A 23,083-nucleotide genomic window follows, 5' to 3' on the forward strand; every position below is an offset into this window, starting at 1 on the left:
CGTCGCTCACCACCGGCTCGTCATCCTCCAGCCGGAGGCCGCCGCCATCGGGCGCCCGCGAAGCGTACGAGCGCGTCATCCAATTCAGGTCGGATCACCGCGTCGTCCGGGTCTCCCGTGGGGCAGTCGAGCGGCCACAGGGCCACCCAGCCCGTGCTGTCGACACGGATCCTCGGCCCGGGAGCGGCTTCGGCAGTGAGGCGCAGGTGAAGCATGACGGTGCCGTCGTCGTTCTTGCCGAGCGGCGGTTCGAACAGGCGCGGTGCGACGTCCGCGACCTCCCGCCACTCGAAGCGGAACGACCGCTTGCCCAATGCGAACCCGATCCCGTTCTCGTCCAGGCGCAGCTCGGCGCGCCGCCAGGTGAGGGGCGGGATCAGAAGGTCGATGACGGGGGGAAGCGCCACGAAAAAGCCCACGGTCTGCAGGGCGCCGGGATCCTGCCAGCCGTCCTGGAAGGTGATGACGCCGATCCACACCAGCGCGATCGTCCACATCCCCACGTACGTGCCCGGTCGTCCTCTGGTGCTCCGCGGCCCGACGTAGCCGGGGACGCGTACGGACTGTGGGGTGCTGCTCGCCGCAGGCAGCGGGCGGACCGGCCAGGGCACGCGGGTGCGGGCGCGACGCCGACGTGCCGGGGTCCCGCCTCGCTGATGGCCGGCGAAGCCCGCCTGGATCTGGGCGTGGCGGAACTGGTAGACGCCGCCGACCTGTCGCAGCAGGCCCACCCGGCGCGCGTCCTCCAGGAATGCCATGGTCGACCACGGCAGTCTCCCCGAAGCCGCGAGAGTCACCTTCGCGAGCAGCCACTGCGTCCAGGGGCTGCTCGCCACGATCACCGCGGCCGCCCCCGCGGTTCCGGAGATCCAACTGCCGAACAGCACGGTGCGGTCGGGGACGTGGACGATGCTGAGGGTGCCGATGGCTCCGATCACCGGTGCGACACCGAGCACCATGAGTACGGTGCTGGCCCTCTCGCCGCTCAGCAGTGCCCGCGGTCCGACGGCCTGCGCGGTGTCGGCCGGCGCGCCGACGACCATCATGAGCAGCGCCGGAACGATGAAGCCCAGTGCCATGAACGGCTTGTCCTGTGCCAGGAGCAAGACGATGGGTGCCAGGAACACAAGAAGCCAGAACAGGCCCGGGATACGCGAGCGGTGCCTGCCGAACATGGCGAGCCGACGGGGCAGAGGTCCCTTCCACATCTGCGAGAGCATCAGGAACAGGCCTCCCATCGTCCCGAACATCGTGGCGGCCCAGGCTCCCGCGGCCATTTGGAAGGCCTGAAGCGCGTCGCCTCCGGTGATCCAGTCCTGGAACCACGAAGAACCCGCCATCAGCAGGACGTAGCCGATCAGCAGCGCAGGCGCCTTGAGGAACGTCGGCGCCTTCGCTCGGTGCAGCTCCCACCAGGCGAACTCTTTGGTCTTCGCCGCGGTGAGATGGACGGCCAGGAAACCAAGGGCACGCTGCGCCTGCGCGTGCCCCCACTCGCGTACTGGATGGGGCTGGTGGGGCGAGGCCGGTCCGCAGGGGAAGGCCGCGGGAACTATGGAGGCGAGCAGGTGGCGTTCGATCGCCACGACGTCGGGAAAGCGGGACTCGTCGGCGAGCTCGCCGGGATCGGAATCCGCACGGGCGTACACCGTGCGCGCCAGCCACAGCATGAGCGGGGACGAGAGGGCCCTGGCCGACACGGCCTCGGGGTGGTGGGTGATGTGTTCCAGGAACGCCTGCCAGCGCCGGGTGTGCTGGGGATGCGAAGAGCCGCGCAGGTACGCGGCCGCCGCGGCGCTTTCCACCGGTTGTGCTTTGATCACGGCCGCCGCCTGTAGCACGGTCTCTTCTCCGACGAGTTCGGCGTACTCCGTCGTTCGGGAGGTGAGAATGAACGGCGCGCTGTCGACGCCCGTCTTGTTGAGCCCGGCCAGCGCCGCGGACCGAAGCGGACGCGGCAGTTCGTCCAGGCCGTCGAGAACCGGAAGTATCCGCCGGTCGCGTACCAGTTCGCGGATCCGGGCTCGGTCGAGATCCCTGCTCAGGCCGACGTATTCCTCGTGGACACGGCGCGCGAGCCAGACGTCGAAGTGTTCCTTGCCCGCGTCCCAGGAGGAGACCAGTAGCGGTACGGGGACGGGCCTCGTCGCATCGTGCAGGCTCAGCAACTGCAGCGCGAGCAGGATCGTCAGGGACGTCTTGCCCGTGCCGGGACCGCCGATGATCACCAGACGCCGGGCGCGCAGAGCCTGGAAGGCGGCGGCGAGCTCGGCGAGACCCGCAGTGCTGCCTGCCACGTCCGCCCCGATGTGCTCATGGTGATCGGCCACCGTCCGGTCGGCTCGCCAGCCCACCGCGAGCCTGGCGCTTCCGGTCAGGCCGAGCGCCCCCGCCTCGTCCCGCCACTGGGCGAGCACCACGCGCGCCAGTTCGGCGGCGGCGCGGTCCTGCGACGTCTGTGGCAACGGCAGATGCAGGTGAACGGCACTGAAGTCCCGGCCCTGGATCACGTACGTCGCATTGCCCGAGAACACGTTGTGCACGTCGCCCTGTGCTTGCTCCGACATGGCCGCTCAGCCGGTCGCTGTCCGCGGTCTACGGGAAAGCTTCGACCGGTACGCCCCGTCCCGCCCGACGCCGCGCCCCCGCCGCCACGAAACCGGGCGGCGCGCCTCCGGACGTAAGGACTCGTGGAGACGCACTGGTGACGCCACGTCGGGACGTCCACGCCAGGTCCGGCGCCGCGTCATGACCGGTTGAATGTGATGGGGCCGTGGAAATCCCGCCCCATGATGACGGTGTCCTGCCTGCCGCCCGTGATGCGGTTGTCGACATCACCCGCACCGGTTCGCGCTGCGGCGTCTTCCGCAGTGCTCCGCCAGGCCGTGAGACCGTCGCGAAACGCATGGTCGTACGTGGCCCGCAGCGCCAGCACGCGGGCGAGCGCCCGCGCCCGCTCCATGCTCTCGGCCTGCTCGTCCAGGGCCACGAGTTCTTCCTCCCCGGACGGAACCTCCTCGGGTGCGCCAGGCACCCCGTCCGGTTCGGCGCGGCGCCGCACGAGGTCACGCAGCGACATCCATGCCTGCTGCCCCGCCGCGCCCGCCGCGCCACTGGCCAGCGCCGTGAGGAGCTCGGCCGTGATCACCTCCATGGGCCCTCCATCCCCCGTCGTGCCCCAAACTCCCTAGTCTCCACTGGAGTTACACCCGGCGGAGAGGGCGCTACCTGAACGGTACCTGCCCGGATCCCACTGCGCGCGAACCTCCGTGCCGGCGAAATGCTGCCATACCCAGATCCTCGCCGAGGATCGAGCATCCGCGCCGAAAGGGATGCTGCAGGGGGCATTCAGGCGGAGCAGCCCGTGCTCGGCGACGAGCAGTCCCCCGGAGCACCGTCCCGGCCGCGTCCGGCCCCCGGCCCGGTTCCGCGTCGCCCGTGCGGGCCGGGCCGCGCCGTACGAGGCGGACCCGGACGCCGCGAGCCCGGTCCTCCAGGCCGCCGAGGAGACGGGCGAGTTGTCCGCCGTGTCCCTGACCGAAGTGCCACGCGACCCTGGCGAGGCCCTGAGGATCCGGGGCCTGCGCCCGGGCGACGAGATCCGCTCCCCGGCCGAGCTCGCCCGGTCCGGGACCGACGTCAGCGAGGAGGAGATCGAGGGTGCGCCGAGGCAGAGGGAGACGATGACCGTCGCCTCGCTCGCGGACCTGGACGTGAGCGACCCCTGCACCGAGGCGCTCCAGGAGGCCATCGAGGCGAAGGCCGGGCACCGTGAGCCCGTCGCGCCCGAGGGCGGGAGCGACGCCGCCAGGTGCGGACCGCGCCCGACCAACGACGAATCTCCGACCCAGGTCATCAGAGCCTGTCCGGCGGACCGGGGTCGGACGAACCCTGGGGCGTGGGCTCCGGCCGCAACCGGGCGTACGGCTCGTCGGGGCACGCGGCGTCCGGCGGGGCGAGCTTGAGGTAGGCGGTCGCGTACTGCGGGTTCTCGATCTCCTCGCCCGGCGCGGGATCCTGGAAGCAGACCAGCCACGCGCTCGGGTCGGCGGGCAGCGTGACGTCGGTGTAGACGCTCTCCGGCCGCACCTTCTTCACCCCGATCCCCTCCAGCATCTCCCCGGCCCGTACGAGGGTCGCCCCGGCGACGCCCGGCATCGCCGGCCAGGTGACCTTCTCGCCGTCCGCGGCGGGGCAGGGCGCGTCGACGCGCACCACCCCGAGGTCGAGCGCGGGCCGGCCCCCGCCCCGCTGCCCGGCCGCCGTCTGGAAGCACACCTTCCACCCGTTCGCGTCCCACTGCTCGTCGTCCCGGTCGGAGGCGTCGTGCGTCACGACGTCGTACCCGGCCCCGGCCGCGACCCCCTGCGCCTCCTTGAGCACCTTCCCCACGAGCCGCGGCGGTCCGGCGGGCGTCGGAGAGGCGGAAGGAGCACCCGTGGACGCGGCGGCGGAGGGGGAGACGGAAACCTCCGGCCGCCCACTCCCCTTCGGGTCCCCGACGCCCGCTCTCGGCGCTCCGGAAGGATCGCCGAACAACAGGAGACCGCCCGCGAACACCACCAGCACCCCCATGACGACGAACCCCGGACGCCGCCACCAGGGGCGTTCGACGGGCGCAGGGGACGGGGGCGGGGGCACGGGCGAGTAGGGGTCCACCCCGGGATCGTAGGCCCGTCTCCACGACCGCCGCCGGGGGACGCCCGGATCGGCGGGAACACACCCCGCATATCCTCTGAGGTCTTCAGGAAAGGACCGGGAATTGATACGCAGGACGGTGTTCCGCTGGACGGCGTGGGTGGCGGGGGTGCTCGCCCTCGTGCTCCTGGCGGCGTGGATGTGGTGGCGGGAGAGCGACACGGCGGCCCGCTGGCGCTTCGAGGAGACCATGAAGACCTACTGCGGAGGCGTACTGGCGTACGAGAAGGGCCCGTTGTCCGACGGCCTCGGGCACGAGATCGCCCTGCGGGGCGACTACAGCCCGAGGAAGGACGCCCACACCTGCCGGCTGGGCAGGACGGGACGACAGGTCGTGGTGGCGCTCCTGCCCGGCGGCGACCCCGGTCCCGGGGAACTGGAGGACACCCTGCCGCAGCTCCGGGACGACGTACTGCTGCCGCTCCCGCTGGGCGGGGGCTGGCGGGGCTGGATCGACGGCTCTTCGGCACGGGTCCTGCTCGACTGCCGGGGAAGCGCGGACCGCGTCGCCGTGATGGTCGAGATGGTCTCTCCTCTGAGCGAGGAGGACGCGGAGAAGGTGTTCGCGAGGCCGGAGATGATGTGGGAGGAGACCGACCACCTCTCCGGAACCCGGTTCGCCCTCGCGACGGCGGTCAAGGCGGCCGCGCACTGGGGCTGTGAGGCCGAGACGGGGAAGCCCCTCACGTTCCTGCCCGAGGTCACCCGCGACGAGACGACCAAAAGCGCCGACGGCACCTGCGCGGGCCTGCCCTTCGCCCGTGACCCACGCCTGGACACCGTACGGGAGACCGCGGTCGACCGGTCCGCCGTGTACGAGATCTGCGAGGTCGCGTCCTCAGGCCACTTCACCACGGACACCTACTCCTTCTCCGCCCGCTTCGGCCCGTACGCCCTGGTGGCCCGACGCGAGGGAGGCTACCGCGACACCAGCGGTGAAGCAGGTGCCAGGGGCGGCACCTTCTGGGCCTCCGCCCGCTGCCCCGGCGACACCGAACGCGCCCTGTTCACCGGCTACGTACCGCCCGTGGCCTTCACCGCCTGGTTCCCCGGCGAGAAGGGCGGCGAGACCTTCGGCCTGCCGGCCTTCCGCGAATTCGCCAAGCGCTCCGCCGAACGCCACGGCTGCACCGACCTGCGCCTGCCGAAGACACGCTGACCCGCTGCCGGACCGTCCCCGGATCAGCGGCCGGCCCGCCCGCGCCGACTGCGTGCGTTGGCCTCGGAGACGAGGGCGCTCAGCAATTCCGCGCCGGTGAGCGGGTGGAGGTCCGCCGGGGCGACGTCCCACTCGACGCCGCCACCGAGCGGACGGAGCCGGAGGCACGAGCCGTCCGCGCCCGTGACGCGGCCCACGAGATTGCGGGTGGTGTCGAGGACGACCGCGCCGACGCGGGGGAGTCCGCCGCCTTCACGGGTCACCGCGCGAGCCCGTTCAGGATCACCTCGGCGAGCGCGTGGGCGACGGGCGCGGAGCAGACGCCGAGGTGGACGAGGGCGTAGGAGGCCTCGCCCTCGCGCTCGTCCGGCCACGGGCTGCGGATGTCCATGGCGGGGAGCTGGACGCCGGCCCGGGAGAGGGCGGCGGCGAGGGCGTCCCGTGCGTCCAGGGCCTCCTGGATCTTGGGCGAGGTGGTGTTCGGTTCGCGCGGGGTGGATGCCATGGGTTCACTCCTCGTGGGTCGGTTCCGCCGTTTCGCGGACCCGTTGACGTGCGCTGGATTACGCTGCGTAGTCCAGATGTGACGAGGATGTGCCCGGACGCGGGTGGGCCGGGTGTGGACGGGGGCGTGCTTCCGCGGCGTACGGCGCCGGTTCCACACCTTCCACACCGCCGGTCCGTACGAGCGACCCGGAGGGCGACACGATGCCGCAGCGACGAGTGGTCAGCGGCCGAAGCCAGGAGCCGCGCCAGCGGTTCGCGGAGGAGCTGCGCAGACTCCGTACGGTCCGGAAACTGAGCCTCCGCCAGCTCGGCGAACGGGTGGGCTGGGACTGGTCCCTGTTCGGGAAGATGGAGAAGGGCGAGACCCTGGGCAGCCCGGACGTCGTCCAGGGCCTGGACACGTTCTACGAGACGCCGGGGCTGTTGCTGGCGCTGTGGGAGCTGGCGGCGGGGGACAAGTCGCAGTTCAAGGAGCGGTACCGGCGGTACATGACACTGGAGGCGGAGGCGGTGAGCCTGTGGCACTTCGCTGTGAGCGTGCTGCCGGGATTGCTGCAGACGGCGGGGTACGCGCGGGAAGTTCTGGCGGCGGGCGGATACAAGAGCAAGGAGCTGGAGCAGCAGGTCGAAGCGCGAATGAGCCGGAAAGTGCTGCTGGAGGGGGAGGACGCACCGCCGTTCCGGACGATCCTGTCGGAGGCGGTGCTGCGGACGCCGGTGCGAGACTCGGGTGAGTGGCGCGAACAGCTTGAGCATCTTCTAGAGGTGGCGGAGCGCCCGGACGTGACGTTGCAGATCCTTCCTCTGCGCGCCGGTGTGCACGGCCTGAACAGCACCGCCGTGATGTTCCTGCGGCTGCACAGCGGGCGTACCGTTGCTTACACGGAGAACGCCCACCACGGCGAGCTGATCGAGGAGAGCACTTCGGTCGAACCCTTGCAGCGTGCGTACGATGCGATGCGTGACCTGGCGCTTTCTCCGGCCGAGTCGCAGAAGTTCGTTCTGGCCTTGTTGGAGGAAGTACCGTGCGACGCATCGACCTGAGTGCTGCTTCTTGGCGCAAGAGTTCCTACAGCAACTCCGACGGTGGCGAATGCGTCGAGATCTCCGACGACTTCGCCCCCCTCGTCGTCCCCGTACGGGACAGCAAGACCCCGCACGGTCCGGCCCTCGTGTTCCCGGCGGACGGCTGGTCCTCCTTCGTCGCGGCGGTCAAGGGCGGGTTGCTGAAGGGCTGAGCGAGCGGCGACAGCCTCTGCCGAACACCCCGGCTTCTCAAGGGGTTTCGCGGACGTACGGGATGTCGAGCAGACACAGGAACGCGGTCGCCGGGGGCGTGCGGTTGCCCGGGGTCCAGACGACGTACTCGACGCGGACCGGTGCGTCGGTGACCTGGATCGTGGTCACGCCGCCGAGTTGGGGCACGTACGCGGAGGGCGGCATCGCCACGCCGAGCCCGGCGGCCGGCTGGGCGTGGGGGTCACCGCGCCGCGGATGAGCCAGGGCGGGCAGGGTCCGCCGCGAGGGAGGAAGGCTCCGCCAACGCGTGCCGATCTCCTGCTGCCTGGCCTTCAGCCGTCTGGTCAGAACCGCAGGGCGCGGCCGGACAGGTCGATCGCCGACGGGCAGACAAGCACGCGAAGCTCCTGGCAGACACGGGTGATCTTGCTCCAGAACCCGTCTGCCGGGAGCTTCGTCGTTGTGCGGCTGTGTCCCACTCGCGGTCATCACCGCCGGTCTGGAAAGGCTCGGTCGTGTACGCGCCCGTGGAGCAAGAGTCCGGTGTCGATCAGCCGCGTTAGGCGTGCGCCAGTGAGGCGTTAGCAGTGATCCCTAGCGTGGAGCCGAAGGTCGTCCGGGTTCGCCTCCCTGACGGGACCGAGCGTTCGCCATGCCCGATCGAGCGAAGAAAGTTCCGCGATGAAGAGAATCAACGCCGCCGTCCTCACCGTCGGCACGGTCCTCGCCGTCACTCCGGCACGGGCCCTCGGCCACTGCCGGTCCGGTACCGGCACCGTCATCCGCGAATACGGCGTCGCCGCCTGCACCTCGAAGGCCGGTGACCAGTACGAGTTCGCGATCGGCACCGACGGACGCCACCGGTTCAACGAACTGCGCGTGGGACGGCACCCGGACCGGCTGGCGCCCCACCCATGACCTCTGGTGAGCGAATACCGCCCGGTGGAACAGCGCATGGCCGGCAGGGATCCGTCCGACCTGTCCGGACACGCGGTCGGACAGGCCCTCCGCGAGCCGCCGAAGCGTACAGCCGTATCGACAGCCCCGGCCTTGAAAGTACATACCCTGCCACCAGGCGCACAAAGCACCCTCTGATCATCCTCAACCAACCCGGGAGAACCTTCCGCATGAAAAACAACCCATCCGTCCGCCCGGCGTTCGCGCGAATTTTAGTAGTGATTCTGGCGTTGGTGGCATCCCTCGGAGTCACCCAGGCTCCCGCCCCGACCGCGACCGCGGTAACGCCTCGGTGGGTTCGCGTGGACTGGGACATCACAAACCTCCAGCCCGATACGTCCAGCACGTACGCCGCGAACTCTTACTGGTCGATGCTGGCGTCGGTTCGAGAATACGCAAGCACGGGAATTCCGCCCCACCACGGCGCCACCTATTCCATAACCGACCCCGATTCGAACAGGTACATCGAAGTTGCGCTGGTGGATTGGTCGAACCAGGCGGTGCCGCATCGACTCTCCCTCATCCTTGATGCAAGAAATCTCTACGCGGTGGGGTTCTTCACGCCTCGGAGCAGGTATCTCTTCAGGGACATGGACGTGAATCGCGTCGTGTCCGCGTACAACGCCGTCCACGGTGGGCTGCAGCCAGGACATTTCACCTACCTGCCGTTCGGTGAAAACTACAACGACTTCTCCCGGGACGAGTGGCGCGCCAACACGTCGTTTCTGGGACTGCGAAACGACATCAACAACCTTGTCGGCCTCAGTGGAACCATAGGTCAGAACACGCCTCCGGCCATCACGGCCGCGCGTTCACTCACCCAGGTTGTGGCCGCAGTGTCCGAAGCCGCACGATTCGGATGGATCCAGAACCGCATCCTCAACACGATCCGGAGCGGTTCCGACATCGACGGAACCAACAGGTACAGCCACTTGGGGCCCTTCGGTGCCGAAATGGAAACCAGCTGGGCGGCCCTCACCCGCCTCCTTGCCGCCAACGCGGCGGGACGGCAAGGGGTACCGGTGAACATAAACAACCGGGTCTATTCGAATCGCACTGAAGTGGAGCAGGGGGACCCCAGCCGGGGCATGCCTGCCATTGACGTGTTCGTTGCTCTCGGATCTCAATGGTGACCTGACGTCGCGGGCCCGCGTCACGAGTGGCGTGGGCCCGCCGCCGCATGCTCCGGGTCAACCCGCGGCACTGAGCCGTTTCCGATACCCGGCTTCGGCATCCGCGAGGGCCCGCCGGCTCTCTCCGGCAACACCCTGATCCTCGACGTGTTCCTCGATCGCTCGATGGTCGAGGCGCACGCGGACAACCACGAGTCCATCGCCACCCGCGCCCGCTCCGGTCACGCCGCCTTTCGCGGGCGCGTCCGGCGCGGGCGCAAGGTCCCGGAGGAGTCCCACGAAGTGTCGTCACACCTCCTGGTGGTGTGCATCGACGCAGGCCGGAGAGGTGTCGTCAGCCATTGCCCGACGAACTTTCAGATGTCCCGGAAGATCTCGATCTGCGCCCCGATCGAGTTCAGCCGCTCCGCCAGGTCCTCGTACCCCCGGTTGATGACGTACACGTTCCGGAGGACCGACGTGCCCTCGGCGGCCATCATCGCGAGGAGGACGACCACGGCGGGGCGGAGGGCGGGCGGGCACATCATCTCGGCGGCGCGCCAGCGGGTCGGGCCCTCGACGAGGACGCGGTGGGGGTCGAGGAGCTGGAGGCGGCCGCCGAGGCGGTTGAGGTCCGTGAGGTAGATGGCCCGGTTGTCGTAGACCCAGTCGTGGATCAGGGTCTTGCCCTGCGCCGTGGCCGCGATGGCCGCGAAGAAGGGGACGTTGTCGATGTTCAGGCCCGGGAACGGCATCGGGTGGATCTTGTCGATCGGCGCCTCCAGCTTGGAGGGGCGGACCGTCAGGTCGACCAGGCGGGTGCGGCCGTTGTCGGCGGTGTACTCGGGCGAGCGGTCGTGGTCGAGGCCCATCTCCTCCAGGACCGCGAGCTCGATCTCCATGAACTCGATCGGCACCCGGCGGATCGTCAGCTCCGACTCGGTGACGACGGCGGCGGCCACCAGGCTCATCGCCTCGACCGGGTCCTCGGAGGGGGAGTAGTCGACGTCCACGTCGATCTGCGGCACGCCGTGCACGGTCAGGGTGGTGGTGCCGATGCCGTCGACCCGTACGCCGAGGGCCTCCAGGAAGAAGCACAGGTCCTGGACCATGTAGTTGGAGGAGGCGTTGCGGATGACGGTCGTGCCGTCGTGCCGGGCGGCGGCCAGCAGCGCGTTCTCGGTGACCGTGTCACCGCGCTCGGTCAGGACGATCGGGCGGCCGGGGGAGACCGAGCGCTCGACCTGCGCGTGGTAGATCCCCTCGGTGGCGGTGACCTCCAGGCCGAAGCGGCGCAGGGCGATCATGTGCGGCTCGATCGTGCGCGTCCCGAGGTCGCAGCCGCCGGCGTACGGCAGCCGGAAGCGGTCCATGCGGTGCAGCAGCGGGCCGAGGAACATGATGATCGAGCGGGTGCGGATCGCGGCCTCGGCGTCGATGGACTCCATGTCCAGCTCGGCCGGCGGCACGATCTCCAGGTCCACGCCCTCGTTGATCCAGCGGGTGCGCACGCCGATGGAGTTGAGGACCTCCAGGAGACGGAAGACCTCCTCGATGCGGGCGACCCGGCGCAGGACCGTGCGGCCCTTGTTGAGGAGCGAGCCGCAGAGCAGCGCGACACAGGCGTTCTTGCTGGTCTTGACGTCGATGGCGCCGGAGAGCCGGCGGCGGCCGACGACCCGGAGGTGCATGGGACCCGAGTACCCCAGGGACACGATCTCGCTGTCGAGGGCCTCGCCGATCCGGGCGATCATCTCAAGGCTGATGTTCTGGTTGCCGCGCTCGATCCGGTTGACGGCGCTCTGGCTCGTGGCCAGCGCTTCGGCGAGCTGCGTCTGGGTCCAGCCGCGGTGCTGCCGGGCGTCACGGATGAGCTTGCCGATGCGTACGAGGTAGTCGTCTGCCATGGCGTCACGTTATCTCAGATATGAGATGAAGATCGTATCCGGGGTGAGCCGTCAGGGTGAAAGGCCGTGCGCGGTCGGGTGACGCGGCTCGTAGAGGGGCAGCTCGGTGCCGCTCGGCAGCCGCACGGCCGCGAGCAGCCCCCAGCCCCGGTCGGTGATGGCCCGTGAGATCTCCGCCCCCCGGTCCTCCAGGACCGTCAGGGTGCGGGTGAGGTCGTCGCACATGAGGTACACCTCGTGCCGCGGTTCCTCCGCCGTGGGGTGCATCGCGATCTCGGCGGGCGGCAGCTTGAAGACGAGCCAGCCGCCCCCCGCGTCCACGTGCTCGAAGCCGAAGACGTCCTGGAGGAAGGCGCGGTCGGCCTCCGCGTCCCGGCTGTAGAAGGTCACGTGCACGCCGCTGAACATGCTCCGATCCTCGGCCTCCCGCACCGGGACGGCCACTCGTCCGCGTCCGTACGGGGGGTGCGGACGGCGGATCTCCCCGCGCGGCAGGATGGCCGGATGGAACACCCCCTCCACGTGCCCGACCTCACCGCCCCCGGCGGCTTCGCCCTCCGCCCCTGGCGCATGTCCGACCTGGACCTCGTCCGCGAGGCCTCGGAGGATCCGTACATCCCGCTGATCACGACCGTGCCCTCCTCGTACTCCGAGGCCGAGGGCCGCGCCTTCGTGGAGCGCCAGTGGGGGAGGGCGACCACCGGCGTCGGCTTCCCGTTCGTCCTCGTGGACCCCGGCGGGCGGCCCGTCGGCACCGTCGGCCTCTGGCCGGACGGGAAGGGGGGTGCCACCCTGGGGTACTGGGTCGTCGCCTCCGCCCGTGGCGGGGGCGCCGCCGCGTCCGGAGTCGCCGCCGTCACCGACTGGGCCCTGCGGGAGCTGGGCGTTCCCCGGCTCGCGCTCCACGTCGAGCCCTGGAACACGGCCTCCGCGCGGGTCGCCGAGCGCGCGGGTTTCCGGCGCGAAGGACTGCTGGCGGGAGGGCTGCGGATCGGGGACGAGCACCGGGACGTGCTCGTGTTCGCCCTGCCCCGCCCCGCCGCCCCGTCGTGAGGGGACAGGGCGCGCCGCGCTTTTCCGACACTTCGCGGGCGCCCGGGCATGACCGAGCGACGGGGATGCACTAGAGTTATCTCGACATCGAGATAACTGCTTACGGCGCACCGTGGCCGCCCGGCCGGTAAGGGTTACCTAACCCAGCCCTACCCTAACGGATCCGCGAGAAGTCGTGGCGGCAGCATGACGGTAGTACGCGCACATTGATGAAGGAGACTGTCGTGTCGGCGAACAGCTTCGACGCCCGCAGCACGCTGCGTGTGGGCGACGAGTCGTACGAGATCTTCAAGCTGGACAAGGTCGAGGGCTCCGCGCGCCTCCCTTACAGCCTGAAGGTCCTCCTGGAGAACCTGCTCCGCACCGAGGACGGCGCGAACATCACCGCCGACCACATCCGGGCCCTCGGCAACTGGGACTCGCAGGCTCAGCCGAGCCAGGAGATCCAGTTCACGCCGGCCCGCGTGATCATGCAGGACTTCACCGGTGTGCCCTGCGTCGTCGACCTCGCCACCATGCGCGAGGCCGTCAAGGAGCTCGGCGGCGACCCGGCGAAGGTCAACCCGCTCTCCCCGGCCGAGCTGGTCATCGACCACTCGGTCATCGCCGACAAGTTCGGCACCAAGGAAGCCTTCGGCCAGAACGTCGAGCTGGAGTACGGCCGCAACAAGGAGCGCTACCAGTTCCTGCGCTGGGGCCAGACCGCCTTCGACGACTTCAAGGTCGTCCCGCCCGGCACCGGCATCGTCCACCAGGTGAACATCGAGCACCTGGCCCGCACGGTCATGGTCCGGAACGGCCAGGCGTACCCCGACACCCTCGTCGGCACCGACTCGCACACCACCATGGTCAACGGCCTCGGCGTGCTGGGCTGGGGCGTCGGCGGCATCGAGGCCGAGGCCGCGATGCTCGGCCAGCCGGTCTCCATGCTCATCCCGCGCGTCGTCGGCTTCAAGCTGACCGGCGAGCTGCCGGCCGGCACCACCGCCACCGACCTCGTCCTCACGATCACCGAGATGCTGCGCAAGCACGGCGTCGTCGGCAAGTTCGTCGAGTTCTACGGCGAGGGCGTCGCCGCCACCTCCCTGGCGAACCGCGCCACCATCGGCAACATGTCGCCGGAGTTCGGCTCCACCGCCGCGATCTTCCCGATCGACGGCGAGACCCTGAACTACCTCAAGCTCACCGGCCGCCCCGAGCAGCAGGTCGCGCTGGTCGAGGCGTACGCCAAGGAGCAGGGCCTCTGGCTCGACCCGGCCGCCGAGCCCGACTTCTCCGAGAAGCTGGAGCTCGACCTCTCCACGGTCGTCCCCTCCATCGCCGGCCCGAAGCGCCCGCAGGACCGCATCGTCCTCGCCAACGCCGCCGAGCAGTTCGCCCAGGACGTCCTCAACTACGTCGAGGTCCCGACCGACGGGAACGGCTCCGCCGCCTCCCCGGTGGACGAGGCGAGCGTCGAGTCCTTCCCGGCCTCCGACGCCCCGGCCTACGGCAGCCAGGAGAACGGCGCGGGTGCCCCCCGGCACACCGGGGGCACCGGTGCCTCGGTCCCGTCCAACCCGGTCACCGTCACGGCCCCCGACGGCAGCACCTACGAGCTCGACCACGGCGCCGTCACCGTCGCCGCGATCACCTCGTGCACCAACACCTCGAACCCGTACGTCATGGTCGCCGCCGCGCTCGTCGCGAAGAAGGCCGTGGAGAAGGGCCTGACCCGCAAGCCGTGGGTCAAGACCACCCTCGCCCCGGGCTCGAAGGTCGTCACCGACTACTTCGACAAGGCGGGCCTCACCCCGTACCTCGACAAGGTCGGCTTCAACCTCGTCGGCTACGGCTGCACCACCTGCATCGGCAACTCCGGCCCGCTGCCGGAGGAGGTCTCCAAGGCCGTCAACGAGCACGACCTCGCGGTCACCTCGGTCCTCTCCGGCAACCGGAACTTCGAGGGCCGCATCAACCCCGACGTCAAGATGAACTACCTGGCCTCCCCGCCGCTGGTCGTCGCGTACGCCCTCGCCGGTTCGATGAAGGTCGACATCACCAAGGACGCCCTCGGCACCGACCAGAACGGCGAGCCGGTCTTCCTGACGGACATCTGGCCGACCGAGGCCGAGGTCAACGACGTCGTCGCCAACGCCATCGGCGAGGACATGTTCAGCAAGTCCTACCAGGACGTCTTCGCGGGCGACGCCCAGTGGCAGGCGCTGCCGATCCCGACCGGCAACACCTTCGAGTGGGACGCCGAGTCCACCTACGTCCGCAAGCCCCCGTACTTCGAGGGCATGACGATGGAGACCACCCCGGTCTCCGACATCACGGGCGCCCGCGTCCTGGCCAAGCTGGGCGACTCGGTCACCACCGACCACATCTCCCCGGCCGGCGCCATCAAGGCCGACACCCCGGCCGGCCAGTACCTCACCGAGCACGGTGTGGAGCGTCGTGACTTCAACTCCTACGGCTCGCGCCGTGGCAACCACGAGGTCATGATCCGCGGCACCTTCGCCAACATCCGCCTGCGCAACCAGCTCGCGCCGGGCACCGAGGGCGGCTACACCCGCGACTTCACGCAGGACGGCGGTCCGGTGTCGTTCATCTACGACGCCTCCCGCAACTACATCGAGCAGGGCACCCCGCTCGTCATCCTGGGCGGCAAGGAGTACGGCTCCGGCTCGTCCCGCGACTGGGCCGCCAAGGGCACCGCGCTCCTCGGCGTCAAGGCCGTCATCACCGAGTCGTACGAGCGCATCCACCGCTCGAACCTCATCGGCATGGGCGTCCTGCCGCTCCAGTTCCCGGAGGGCCAGTCCGCCGACTCCCTCGGCCTGACCGGCGAGGAGACCTTCTCCTTCACCGGCGTCGAGGAGCTCAACGACGGCACCACGCCGCGCACGGTGAAGGTCACCACCGACACCGGCGTCGAGTTCGACGCGGTCGTCCGCATCGACACGCCCGGCGAGGCGGACTACTACCGCAACGGCGGCATCATGCAGTACGTGCTGCGCCAGCTCGCCGGCTCCTGACCGGATGTGAACGAGCGCCCCTGCCCCCGCATCTCGCGCGGGGGCGGGGGCGCTCGCGCGCGACGGCGGAGAACTCCGGGAACCTTGGCGGAAAGCGCGTACGGGGAAGGCGCCGGGCCCCGGGCCGGCGTACGGCGGACCCGCGGTCAGGCCCAGGCCACTGACGGCGAACCCGCAGGCTCCCGTGGTGTAGAGCCAGCCGAACCCCTCGGAACGCCGATGTTCGGGGATGGTCCTCTCGACCGCGCAGGACCGGATCGCGTCGAGCGGGGCGGTGCACAGACCGGCGGCGATCACGACGAGGGTCAGCGCGGGCCAGCCGCCGGCCTGTCCGACGCCGACGACCGCCACCGCCACCACCGCGAGGAGGGTGCCCGCCCGCACCGCGGGCCCGCCGGACAGCCGGTCCGCGAGCGCGGTGCAGCCGACTCCGGTGAGCACGCTGCTGCCCGCGAGCACCGCGATGATCGTGCCGGCGCCGAAGGCCCCGGACCCGATGGTCCGGGCCAGCGGCAGAGCGGCCGTCTCGATGGCACCGAGGGTGTGGCTGAAGGCGACGCCGACCGCGACCCAGGCGATGAATCCGAGGTTCCACAGCGGTTCACGAGGCTCGTCGAGCACCTCGTCCTCGCCCTCGGCGCCTTCGGCGGTACGCTCCCGGGCCGGCCGGGACGCCCGGCGGGAGAAGGCCAGCAGGAGGGCGAGCACGGCACAGCCCGCGGCCATCGCCAAGACGCCACCCGTCCGGCCGAAGGCCAGGAGCGCCGCCCCCGCGATCAGCGGGGCTCCGACGACCAGGAACTCCATCACGGTGGCGTTGACCGCGAGGGCCCGCTCCAGCAGCCGTTCGGGCACGGCCGAGTTGAGGAGCGTACGGGTGAGCCCGGTGAGGCCGCCGAGGCCGATGCCCGCGACCGCGCACAGCACGCACAGCACGCACAGCACCGGCAGCGGGGCGTCCACGGCAGGGGCCGGGGCGACCGAGGCCAGCCCGAGGGCCGCCAGAGCGGCGGAGACCACCGGTACGGCACGGCCCGGCGTACGGTCCGCGACCTTGCCGATGAGCCCGGAGGAGGCGACGTCCGCCAGGATCAGCGGGGCGACCATGACCCCGCCGTCCTCTGCGGAACCGGTGCCCGCGGCCGTCAGCCCCGCGAACGCCATGGCGGCCATCAGGGCGGGCGCGTTCACGAGCTGGACGATGAGCGTCCAGACCCGGCAGGACTTGTGAGTGAGCAGTTCCCGGAGGGAGCGGGCCGCCTCCGCTTCCGGGACCGGCGATTCGGCGGTCATCGGGTCGCCTGCCGGTCCGGTCCGACCGACGACTCCCGCGTGGGTCCGCATAACGGAAAGCCGTTCACCCCGTCGGCGGGAGCCCAATCGATGCGCACAGGCTCGGTGCAATCGGCGAACGTTCCGGCTAGTCCTCTGTGTGATCACATGACCGCGATTGTGACCCGGCGTTTTGTGTCGGGGATCAGCAATGAAGGGCGCGCGGGAGCGCAGCCACGCGAGCACCCGGACCCGCCGCCACGGCAGCGGGCGGAATACGGGGCGACCGCCGGACGTGCCCCGCAGCCTGATCCGAGGCTGAGGCCGTAGGGCCCGGTAACCGGTAACCGGCAGTACGAAGCGGGCCCCGCTCCTCGGAGGAGGAGCGGGGCCCTTGCGCGTGTTCGTCACGCGTGCGGGTCCGTGGATCCCGTGGGATCCGTGGGGACCGTGGGTCAGAACATCAGGCGGTAGGTGTTCCAGCCGCTGGCGCCGATGAGGACGCGAGCCTTGAACGGCGCGGCGGCGTTGCCGGTGCCGCTGTAGCGGTACAGCTTGCCGGCGGTGTCGCGCGCGAGCAGGTCGCTGCGGCCGTCCCAGTCGAGGTCGCCGACGCCGAGGAGGGTGTTGAACCCGCCCCAGCCGCCGCCGATCTTGGTGCGACCGCCGAACGGGCTCTTGTAGTCGCCCGTGCCCTTGTACATCCACAGCACACCCGCGCTGTCGCGGGCGACGATGTCGGCCTTGCCGTCACCGCTCAGGTCGCCGACGCCGGCGATCTGGTTGTAGATGTTCCAGCCGGTGCCGACCTTGGAACGGGCGGCGAACTTGCCGTTGCCGTAGCCGAGGTACAGCCACAGGGTGCCGGACGAGTCGCGGGCGATCAGGTCCGCGGCCGCGCCGCCGCCGAGCTGACCCGGCGAGAGCACCTTGCTGTAGATGTTCCAGCCACTGCCGACGTTGACGAACTGGGTGCCGGTCGACTCGCCCGAGAGGTACCCGAGGTTGCCGTTGGTGTACCAGATCCACGCGTCGTCGGCGACGCCGTCGCCGTCGTTGTCGGCCTGCTGGGCGTTCTTGACGCTGCCCCAGGTCGAGTTGTCGTAGTTGCGGGCCTCGTAGCCGCCGGAGCCGTTGGGCTCGTACCAGTACAGGGCCGAGCCGGAGACGGCCTGCAGGAAGCGGATCTCGGCGTCCGCCGTCGTCGCCGAGGAGTTCGCGGCGGAAGCGGCCGGGGCCGCGGGGGCGGTGTGGGTGCGGCTCGCAGCCTGCGGCGCGTCGGCTGCCACGGCGGCCGTGGAGGTGCCGACGAGAGCGGCCGTTATCGCCGCGACCGTGACACGGGACAGGACGCCCGTGCGGTTCAGGCCAGAAGAATTGGCCACGTAGTACTCCAGATGCTCATGGGACGAGAAAGGGCCCGCCGCGTGCCCGTGCCGGAGGCAGGGGCGGGCGGGACCTCTATGATCCCGGATCCTTCGCGCGGGATCTTCACCGGGCAGCCGGTTTGTGACACAACTGTTTCGATGCCGAACCTATGCCCCATTTACGTGTTTCCTTCCGCGCGTCCTCGTCCGCCTGCTCGATCGGCCCCGGGCATGGGGTGACCCTGGTGTCGTGTCAAGGGTGTCGCGTGACGGACCGTTGGACGAAACGCCGCAGATCCAGCGTACTTATCCCGCAGGTCTCAACTCGGGAAAGATGGCTGTCGAAACCTGCTTTCGATCTTGCTCAGGCGAAGGAGAGTGGACTATACCTGTCGCGTCCAGCCCGTCGTGTCCATCGACGACGGCCCGGCGCGTGCACGACCCGGCTGCAAATGACCGCGGTGGCGGGGCCCTTCGCCTGAGGCGAGTTGAGAACGGGCGACCGGTACACCGCCTGAGTCCTGAATGAAGGCGAGGACTTGAGCATGGGATCCACCTCCGCACAGACCAATGAGGGCCTCGGCCGTCGCGATCTGATCAAGCGTTCCGCCGCTATCGGTCTGATCTCCGTACCGACCATGGGGTTCCTGTCCGCCTGTGCGAGCAGTGACAGCGGTGGCAACGGAAAGGTCGAGAAGGGTACGAAATCCGACAAGAACCCGCTCGGCGTGAACGAGTCGGCACCGCTCGACTTCGTCCTCTTCGACGGCGGATTCGGACAGCAGTACGCCAAGGACGCGATCGAGGTCTACAAGACGAATTACCCCAAGGCCACGGTCAAGTTCACCCCGACCCAGAAGATCACCACCACCCTGCAGCCGCGCTTCAACGGCGGCACCCCGCCGGACCTCATCGACAACTCCGGCGCCGAGCAGATGGACATGGGCGTCCTGGTCGGCCAGAAGCAGCTCGCCGACCTCACCCCGCTGCTCGACGCGCCCTCCCTCGACGACCCGAGCAAGAAGGTCCGCGACACCCTGCGGCCCGGCATCGTCGAGATGGGCCAGTTCGACGGCGAGCAGTGCTGGATCCTCAACTACGCCTACACCGTCTACGGCGTCTGGTACTCGCAGAAGCTCCTCGACTCGCTCGACGCGAAGTACCCGGAGACCTGGGACGAGATGCTGGCCGTCTGCGAGAAGGCCAAGAAGAAGAACATCGCCGGCTGGACGTACGCGGGCAAGCACCCGTACTACGTCCCCTTCTCGCTCTATCCGATGATCGGCAAGGTCGGCGGCCGCGAGGTCCTGGACGCCATCGACAACCTGGAGCCCAAGGCCTGGGAGCACCCGGCCGTCAAGGCGTGCTTCGAGGCGTACTACGAGCTCGTCCGGAAGGGTTACGTCCTCAAGGGCACCCCCGGCCTCGACCACATCCAGTCGCAGACCGCCTGGACCGAGGGCAAGGCGCTGTTCATCCCGAACGGCTCCTGGGTCGAGAACGAGGCCGCGAAGACCATGCCGGCCGACTTCGGCCTGGCCGTCTCCGGCCCGACCGGCCTCGACGCCTCCGACAAGATGCCGTTCGGCACCATCTGGGCCGCCGGTGGCGAGCCCTTCGTCGTCCCGGCCAAGGCGAAGAACGCCGAGGGCGGCATGGAGCAGCTGCGCATCATGCTCGGCGAGGCCTCCTCCAAGAGCTTCACGCAGTCCGTGAAGTCCCTGACCGCCCTCAACGGCGGCACCGACGGCATCGAGCTCTCCCCGGGCCTGAAGTCCGGCGTCGCGGCCCTGGAGAAGGCCGGCCAGAACGTCGTCAACCCGCGCCTCCAGGACTGGTACGTCGCCCTCCAGAAGGAGAAGATCGGTGTCGCCGGCATCGGCGAGATGATGGCCGGCCGCGCCACCCCGGCCGAGACGATCAAGAAGATCCAGAAGTTCGCCGACGAGGCGGCCAAGGACTCCTCGATCAAGCACTACAAGCACTGACGAACAGTGCCGGGGCCCCTTCCCGCCGACCGGGAGCGGGCCCCGGCCCCTCAGCGCGCGGCACGAGCGGCGCGCCTTCGCGGGAAGATCGGGGTCGGTAGGAAATGCAACACGGCAAGTACCGTTTCATCGTGGGGTTCCTGGCGGCCCCCCTCGCGCTCTACGCGCTGTTCGTCATCTGGCCGTTCATCCAGTCCATCTACTACTCCTTCACGGACTGGACCGGGCTGAGCCCCGAATTCGGAATGATCGGATTCGGCAATTACAGCAGAATGCTGGACGACGAGATCTTCTGGAAATCGCTCCAGCACAGCCTGACCTTCGCGGTGGTGCTGCCCCTGGTCACCGTCGGCCTCGCACTGTTCTTCGCCTTCATGCTCAATGTCGGCGGTCGGCGCCGAAAGGACGCGGCCATCGCCGGCGTGCGCGGATCGTCCTTCTACAAGATCGTCTATTTCTTCCCGCAGGTGCTGTCGATCGCGATCGTCGCGCTGCTCTTCCAGTTCGCGTACAACCCGAACAGCGGAGCCATCAACTCCGTACTGAAGGGCGTCGGTCTCGGCAGCGTCCAGCCGGACTGGCTCGGAGACCCGGACCTCGCCCTCGTCTGCGTGATGGTCGTCCTCGTCTGGTCCACCGTCGGATTCTTCGTCGTCCTCTTCTCGGCCGGCATGGCGTCCATTCCCAGGGATTTCTACGAGGCGGCCCTGCTCGACGGCGCGAACCGCTTCACCACCTTCTTCCGGATCACCCTGCCGCTGCTCTGGGACACCGTGCAGTCCGGGTGGATCTACATGGGCATCCTGGCCCTCGGGGCCGAGTCCTTCGCCGTCGTCCAGATCATGACCGTCGGTCCCAGTGGCGGCGGGCCCGACTACTCCACCATCGTCCTGCCGCTGTACGTGTACCAGAAGGCGTTCCGGGACGGTCAGGCCGCCTACGCCACGACCATCGGCGTCGCCCTGCTCGTCGTGACGCTGGCCTTCGCGGCCGTCGTGATGAAGCTGGGCCGGCGCGAGCGGCTGGAGTTCTGATGAAGATCACCGACACGACCCCCGCCGGAGTGGAGAACCCCGGCTCCCCGGCGGGACCGGACCCCGTGGTCACCAAGACGACCGCCCCCGCGCCCCGCAAGGAGCCGAAGAAGGGGGAGGGCGCCGTCCTCAACGTCTTCTCCCACGGCGTCCTGATCCTCTGGGCGATCATGGTCGTCATGCCGCTGCTCTGGGCGGTCATGACCTCCTTCAAGACCGACCGGGCGATCTTCACCTCCCCGTGGGCGCTGCCCGACAGGCTGCACTTCGAGAACTGGTCGCGCGCCTGGACCGAGGCGCACATGAGCGACTACTTCCTGAACACCCTCCTGGTGGTCGGCGGCTCGCTGCTCGGCACGCTCCTCCTCGGCTCGATGGCGGCCTACGTCCTGGCCCGCTTCGAGTTCCCGGGCAACCGCTTCATCTACTTCCTCTTCATCGGTGGGATGAGCTTCCCGATCATCCTGGCGCTCGTGCCGCTGTTCTACGTGATGCAGAACATGGCCCTGCTCAACACGCTGCACGGCCTGATCCTCGTCTACATCGCGTACTCGCTGCCGTTCACGGTCTTCTTCCTCACGGCCTTCTTCCGCACCCTGCCGACCTCGGTGGCGGAGGCGGCCTTCGTGGACGGCGCCTCGCACACCCGGACCTTCTTCCAGGTGATGCTGCCGATGGCCAAGCCGGGCCTCATCAGCGTCGGCATCTTCAACTTCCTGGGGCAGTGGAACCAGTACCTGCTGCCGACCGTGCTCAACACCGAGCCGGAGCGGAAGGTGCTCTCGCAGGGCCTCGTCCAGCTCGCGGTGAGCCAGGGCTACAAGGGCGACTGGTCGGGCCTCTTCGCCGGTCTGGTGATGGCCATGCTCCCGGTCCTCGCCGCGTACATCATCTTCCAGCGGCAGGTGGTGGCCGGTCTGACCGCCGGCGCCGTGAAGTGATCCCCGGGGCCGCACCGGCCCCGCCACCGCTCCCGAAGGGCCCCCGGCGCACCGCGCGCCGGGGGCCCTTCGGGCTGTGCGGGGCGCGGGGAGGACGCCCGGGGAAACCCGGCGCGAACACCGTGTGACCCTCACCTCCGTCACTCAAGGTCTTGACGGGGACCAAGGCGAAAGCGTCCCCTTAGAGTTCACATGTTGGAGAAAACGGTGGGAGTGAGTGAGTCGATGGAGACTCCGGGGTCGCAGACCTCTCTGCACAGGGCCAATCTCGAACGGGTCGTCCGGGCGGTGCGCATGGCCGGCTCGCTCACCCAGGCGGAGATCGCCCGGACGACGGGCCTGTCCGCCGCCACGGTCTCCAACATCGTGCGGGAGCTGAAGGACGGCGGCACCGTCGAGGTCACGCCCACCTCCGCCGGGGGGCGCCGGGCCCGCAGCGTCTCGCTCTCCGGCGACGCCGGCATCGTGATCGGGGTCGACTTCGGCCACACCCACCTCCGGGTCGCCGTCGGCAACCTCGCCCACCAGGTGCTCGCCGAGGAGGCCGAGCCGCTCGACGTCGACGCCTCCGCCGCCGAGGGCTTCGACCGGGCGGAACAGCTGGTCAAGCGGCTGATCCTGACCACCGGGATCGGCGCCGACAAGGTGATCGGCGTCGGCCTGGGCGTACCGGGCCCGATCGACGTCTCCTCCGGGACCCTCGGCTCGACGTCGATCCTGCCGGGGTGGAGCGGCATCAACCCCGCCGAGGAGCTCTCGGGCCGCCTCGGGGTCCCCGTGCACGTCGACAACGACGCCAACCTCGGCGCGCTCGGCGAGCTGGTCTGAG

19 protein-coding genes and 2 pseudogenes are annotated in these 23,083 nt (G+C 69.7%); 11 read left to right on the forward strand and 10 right to left on the reverse strand.

Going from position 1 to position 23,083, the window contains the following annotated elements; genetic code table 11:
- Positions 1-20: 20 nt before the first annotated feature.
- The 3 genes from ACFY7E_RS27925 to ACFY7E_RS27935 all read right to left on the reverse strand — a co-directional run bounded on the left by ACFY7E_RS27925 (position 21) and on the right by ACFY7E_RS27935 (position 4,392).
- Positions 21-2,567 (reverse strand): NACHT domain-containing protein, encoded by a 2,547-nt coding sequence (locus ACFY7E_RS27925; protein WP_389489553.1) that lies wholly within the window; start codon positions 2,565-2,567, stop codon positions 21-23.
- Between the two features lie 179 nt (positions 2,568-2,746).
- Positions 2,747-3,154 (reverse strand): hypothetical protein, encoded by a 408-nt coding sequence (locus ACFY7E_RS27930; protein ID WP_389489555.1) that lies wholly within the window; start codon positions 3,152-3,154, stop codon positions 2,747-2,749.
- A 701-nt stretch (positions 3,155-3,855) separates the two neighbouring features.
- The gene (locus ACFY7E_RS27935) at positions 3,856-4,392 is read right to left on the reverse strand and encodes a hypothetical protein (protein ID WP_389489557.1); all 537 of its coding nucleotides are present in this window, start codon (positions 4,390-4,392) and stop codon (positions 3,856-3,858) included.
- 370 nt (positions 4,393-4,762) lie between these two features.
- On the opposite strand from ACFY7E_RS27935, the gene ACFY7E_RS27940 reads away from it, so the two are divergent.
- Positions 4,763-5,857 (forward strand): hypothetical protein, encoded by a 1,095-nt coding sequence (locus ACFY7E_RS27940; RefSeq protein ID WP_389489559.1) that lies wholly within the window; start codon positions 4,763-4,765, stop codon positions 5,855-5,857.
- Between the two features lie 23 nt (positions 5,858-5,880).
- Here the strand turns inward: ACFY7E_RS27940 and ACFY7E_RS27945 are convergent, their stop codons facing one another.
- Together ACFY7E_RS27945 and ACFY7E_RS27950 are read right to left on the reverse strand one after the other, a co-directional pair.
- Positions 5,881-6,120: a hypothetical protein gene (locus ACFY7E_RS27945; RefSeq protein WP_389489562.1), complete on the reverse strand. Its 240-nt coding sequence runs from the start codon at positions 6,118-6,120 to the stop codon at positions 5,881-5,883.
- Positions 6,117-6,362: a hypothetical protein gene (locus tag ACFY7E_RS27950; RefSeq protein ID WP_389489564.1), complete on the reverse strand. Its 246-nt coding sequence runs from the start codon at positions 6,360-6,362 to the stop codon at positions 6,117-6,119. Before ACFY7E_RS27950 ends, ACFY7E_RS27945 begins: the two co-directional genes overlap by 4 nt.
- A 203-nt stretch (positions 6,363-6,565) precedes the next feature.
- On the opposite strand from ACFY7E_RS27950, the gene ACFY7E_RS27955 reads away from it, so the two are divergent.
- Both ACFY7E_RS27955 and ACFY7E_RS27960 read left to right on the forward strand, forming a co-directional pair.
- Positions 6,566-7,408 carry a helix-turn-helix domain-containing protein gene (locus ACFY7E_RS27955; protein ID WP_389489567.1) on the forward strand — a complete coding sequence of 281 codons (843 nt, stop codon included), beginning with the start codon at positions 6,566-6,568 and terminating at the stop codon, positions 7,406-7,408.
- On the forward strand, positions 7,390-7,602 hold the full coding sequence (locus ACFY7E_RS27960) for a DUF397 domain-containing protein (protein WP_389489569.1): 213 nt from the start codon (positions 7,390-7,392) through the stop codon (positions 7,600-7,602). Before ACFY7E_RS27955 ends, ACFY7E_RS27960 begins: the two co-directional genes overlap by 19 nt.
- A gap of 37 nt (positions 7,603-7,639) precedes the next feature.
- Here the strand turns inward: ACFY7E_RS27960 and ACFY7E_RS27965 are convergent, their stop codons facing one another.
- A complete protein-coding gene (locus ACFY7E_RS27965; RefSeq protein ID WP_389489571.1) occupies positions 7,640-7,771 on the reverse strand; it encodes a hypothetical protein in 132 nt (43 codons plus the stop codon).
- A gap of 513 nt (positions 7,772-8,284) precedes the next feature.
- On the opposite strand from ACFY7E_RS27965, the gene ACFY7E_RS27970 reads away from it, so the two are divergent.
- Both ACFY7E_RS27970 and ACFY7E_RS27975 read left to right on the forward strand, forming a co-directional pair.
- On the forward strand, positions 8,285-8,521 hold the full coding sequence (locus ACFY7E_RS27970; protein WP_389489573.1) for a hypothetical protein: 237 nt from the start codon (positions 8,285-8,287) through the stop codon (positions 8,519-8,521).
- A gap of 341 nt (positions 8,522-8,862) precedes the next feature.
- The gene (locus ACFY7E_RS27975) at positions 8,863-9,693 is read left to right on the forward strand and encodes a ribosome-inactivating family protein (protein ID WP_389489575.1); all 831 of its coding nucleotides are present in this window, start codon (positions 8,863-8,865) and stop codon (positions 9,691-9,693) included.
- 356 nt (positions 9,694-10,049) lie between these two features.
- On the opposite strand, the gene ACFY7E_RS27980 is transcribed toward ACFY7E_RS27975, so the two are convergent.
- Positions 10,050-11,579 carry a helix-turn-helix domain-containing protein gene (locus ACFY7E_RS27980; RefSeq protein WP_383441346.1) on the reverse strand — a complete coding sequence of 510 codons (1,530 nt, stop codon included), beginning with the start codon at positions 11,577-11,579 and terminating at the stop codon, positions 10,050-10,052.
- Positions 11,580-11,630: 51 nt separating this feature from the next.
- The gene (locus ACFY7E_RS27985) at positions 11,631-11,987 is read right to left on the reverse strand and encodes a VOC family protein (protein ID WP_389489577.1); all 357 of its coding nucleotides are present in this window, start codon (positions 11,985-11,987) and stop codon (positions 11,631-11,633) included.
- 96 nt (positions 11,988-12,083) lie between these two features.
- On the opposite strand from ACFY7E_RS27985, the gene ACFY7E_RS27990 reads away from it, so the two are divergent.
- Both ACFY7E_RS27990 and ACFY7E_RS27995 read left to right on the forward strand, forming a co-directional pair.
- Positions 12,084-12,632: a GNAT family N-acetyltransferase gene (locus ACFY7E_RS27990; RefSeq protein WP_389489580.1), complete on the forward strand. Its 549-nt coding sequence runs from the start codon at positions 12,084-12,086 to the stop codon at positions 12,630-12,632.
- 224 nt (positions 12,633-12,856) lie between these two features.
- Positions 12,857-15,652: an aconitate hydratase gene (locus tag ACFY7E_RS27995; protein WP_389489582.1), complete on the forward strand. Its 2,796-nt coding sequence runs from the start codon at positions 12,857-12,859 to the stop codon at positions 15,650-15,652.
- A gap of 219 nt (positions 15,653-15,871) precedes the next feature.
- Here the strand turns inward: ACFY7E_RS27995 and ACFY7E_RS28000 are convergent.
- A pseudogene (locus ACFY7E_RS28000) lies at positions 15,872-16,996 on the reverse strand (MFS transporter); the annotation flags it as partial.
- Between the two features lie 383 nt (positions 16,997-17,379).
- Positions 17,380-18,309, reverse strand: a complete 930-nt coding sequence (locus ACFY7E_RS28005) for an FG-GAP repeat domain-containing protein (protein ID WP_389489584.1) — start codon at positions 18,307-18,309, stop codon at positions 17,380-17,382.
- 527 nt (positions 18,310-18,836) lie between these two features.
- Here ACFY7E_RS28005 and ngcE point away from each other — a divergent pair.
- The 4 genes and pseudogenes from ngcE to ACFY7E_RS28025 form a co-directional block, all read left to right on the forward strand.
- The gene (gene ngcE / locus ACFY7E_RS28010; protein WP_389489587.1) at positions 18,837-20,279 is read left to right on the forward strand and encodes an N-acetylglucosamine/diacetylchitobiose ABC transporter substrate-binding protein; all 1,443 of its coding nucleotides are present in this window, start codon (positions 18,837-18,839) and stop codon (positions 20,277-20,279) included.
- A gap of 104 nt (positions 20,280-20,383) precedes the next feature.
- Positions 20,384-21,313: a carbohydrate ABC transporter permease gene (locus ACFY7E_RS28015; protein WP_389489590.1), complete on the forward strand. Its 930-nt coding sequence runs from the start codon at positions 20,384-20,386 to the stop codon at positions 21,311-21,313.
- Positions 21,313-22,254 (forward strand): carbohydrate ABC transporter permease, encoded by a 942-nt coding sequence (locus tag ACFY7E_RS28020; protein WP_383441330.1) that lies wholly within the window; start codon positions 21,313-21,315, stop codon positions 22,252-22,254. The genes ACFY7E_RS28015 and ACFY7E_RS28020 overlap by 1 nt, the downstream gene beginning before the upstream one ends.
- 225 nt (positions 22,255-22,479) lie before the next feature.
- Positions 22,480-23,067 (forward strand): annotated as a pseudogene (locus ACFY7E_RS28025) (ROK family protein); the annotation flags it as partial.
- Positions 23,068-23,083: the final 16 nt, after the last annotated feature.

The sequence above is a fragment of the Streptomyces sp. NPDC012825 genome, assembly GCF_042900925.1.
Taxonomy (GTDB): Bacteria; Actinomycetota; Actinomycetes; order Streptomycetales; family Streptomycetaceae; genus Streptomyces.

Excerpts from the sequence above, each read along its gene's own strand:
- ACFY7E_RS27925 (WP_389489553.1), bottom strand. The coding sequence starts at position 2,567 with ATGTCGGAGCAAGCACAGGGCGACGTGCACAACGTGTTCTCGGGCAAT.
- ACFY7E_RS27930 (WP_389489555.1), bottom strand. The coding sequence starts at position 3,154 with ATGGAGGTGATCACGGCCGAGCTCCTCACGGCGCTGGCCAGTGGCGCG.
- ACFY7E_RS27950 (WP_389489564.1), bottom strand. The coding sequence starts at position 6,362 with ATGGCATCCACCCCGCGCGAACCGAACACCACCTCGCCCAAGATCCAG.
- ACFY7E_RS27955 (WP_389489567.1), top strand. The coding sequence starts at position 6,566 with ATGCCGCAGCGACGAGTGGTCAGCGGCCGAAGCCAGGAGCCGCGCCAG.
- ACFY7E_RS27970 (WP_389489573.1), top strand. The coding sequence starts at position 8,285 with ATGAAGAGAATCAACGCCGCCGTCCTCACCGTCGGCACGGTCCTCGCC.
- ACFY7E_RS27980 (WP_383441346.1), bottom strand. The coding sequence starts at position 11,579 with ATGGCAGACGACTACCTCGTACGCATCGGCAAGCTCATCCGTGACGCC.
- ACFY7E_RS27985 (WP_389489577.1), bottom strand. The coding sequence starts at position 11,987 with ATGTTCAGCGGCGTGCACGTGACCTTCTACAGCCGGGACGCGGAGGCC.
- ACFY7E_RS27990 (WP_389489580.1), top strand. The coding sequence starts at position 12,084 with ATGGAACACCCCCTCCACGTGCCCGACCTCACCGCCCCCGGCGGCTTC.
- ngcE (WP_389489587.1), top strand. The coding sequence starts at position 18,837 with ATGGGATCCACCTCCGCACAGACCAATGAGGGCCTCGGCCGTCGCGAT.
- ACFY7E_RS28015 (WP_389489590.1), top strand. The coding sequence starts at position 20,384 with ATGCAACACGGCAAGTACCGTTTCATCGTGGGGTTCCTGGCGGCCCCC.
- ACFY7E_RS28020 (WP_383441330.1), top strand. The coding sequence starts at position 21,313 with ATGAAGATCACCGACACGACCCCCGCCGGAGTGGAGAACCCCGGCTCC.